The organism is Bartonella sp. MU70NMGDW, from assembly GCF_042194085.1.
In the GTDB taxonomy this organism is placed as follows: domain Bacteria; phylum Pseudomonadota; class Alphaproteobacteria; order Rhizobiales; family Rhizobiaceae; genus Bartonella; species Bartonella grahamii.
Genome location: NZ_JBHIMK010000284.1, coordinates 1 through 1,481 on the forward strand (window position 1 = coordinate 1; position 1,481 = coordinate 1,481).

The 1,481-nt window shown below is 46.7% G+C and carries 1 protein-coding gene; it reads right to left on the reverse strand.

Features of this window, described 5'->3' with window-relative positions; genetic code table 11:
• Positions 1–1,481 (reverse strand): phage portal protein (locus tag ACFIKE_RS10485; RefSeq protein WP_375649825.1); only part of this gene is annotated, 1,481 nt, incomplete at both ends.

Sequence of the window (1,481 nt, forward strand, 5' to 3'; positions counted from 1 at the left end):
TGCTTTTCCTGCAACTTCATTTCCTGCTCGGGGTCCATCTGCTGTTGTTGTGCCATTTGTTGCTGTTGGAACTTCTCACTGACACGATTGAGTAATGACGCCGGCAATGGAGAATAACGAAGTAGATCAAGCATAATATCCGGCGTAATGGCATTTTGAAGCAATGGAAGCAGTTGTGTGATGATACCGAAGGTGCGCTCTTTCTCATTCGGGCTGGTTGGCGCATCATCAACAACAATGTCATACTCGACACTCGTTACTTCTTCACGCGTCAATGGAATATATTGCGCATTCTCCTCACCAGATATCCGTACCAAACGACCATCGGACAAGTAATTCTGGATAAGGTGCAAAATAATCTTACCTTGCCGCTTGCGGTACAAACGTAAACCATCAAACAGACAAGCAAGCAGATTTAAACTGGATTGGCGTCGTTGTGCCTCCAAAATACCCGCTTGTGTCACTTCTCTTGTGCCAATGAATTCGGGCGATAAACCCGTCACCTGATTAATTGCTTCCTTAGCTTCATTAAACAGTTGGAAAAACCCCGTTGGAAATTCTGCTACGGGTTTGGGTTGGATCTTTCCTTGTGCAAGGGCGCCATCTTCAGCAACTAGCAACGCATCAGCCCGCGTCCAATCTTGCATAGCCTGCCTGATGTCCTTAAATGCCCCTTCCTCGACAATAAGCCCCCCTTTGGATTGGCTATTAAGGATATACATCACTTGACTGAAATATTTATTCGCCCACCGCTGAGGGTCTTTTGTAGGACGCACAACCCCATAAAATTGCCGTTCTATCTTGTCAAAATACCCCGTTATACACTCCCAACCCAATTGACCCGCTGGAACCATGGGTTGATCGGGGGATTCAAGCAACTTTCTCCCTAAAAAAGCACGTCTTACAACCTTTTTATTAAAAGCTGCCCCTTGGATATCGGGCATCATGCACTGTAGCTGCTTAAATTCTTCCTCGCTATAATCACGAAGTTCTCCAGTGCTTAAATCGGGCGCTTTGTAATACCTCTCGCTTTCAAACCAACGGCATTCAACAAGTGTAACCATCCGACGACCGTTTTCAACATCAATGCTCCCCTCATCGCTGTAATAATCAAGATCATTATGGTGAACACCTTCATGAGAGCTACCATCCCTTGCCCAATCTGCACTCAGCTCTGTCCAATGAGATTTGGGAAACATCTGCTTAGCTACTTCTAACGGCTTGCGGTCTACATACCACAAACGTTGCGCATCGGTTAAATTCGGTTGCACCGCTGCACTATCCCAAACCATTTTCAGTGGGTCTAAACGGGTAATTACCGGTTCACCATCGAGGCTGTTCTCATAATCAAGGCGGGTATCAGTCCACCCCATGCCACAGATAACCGCATCTTGGAAAGCATCACTATCAGCGTATTCGGCATGCGCCATGTCCCGAAACCATTCTGCCGCACCGGTAAGCAATTCACTAGGCAATGCCTT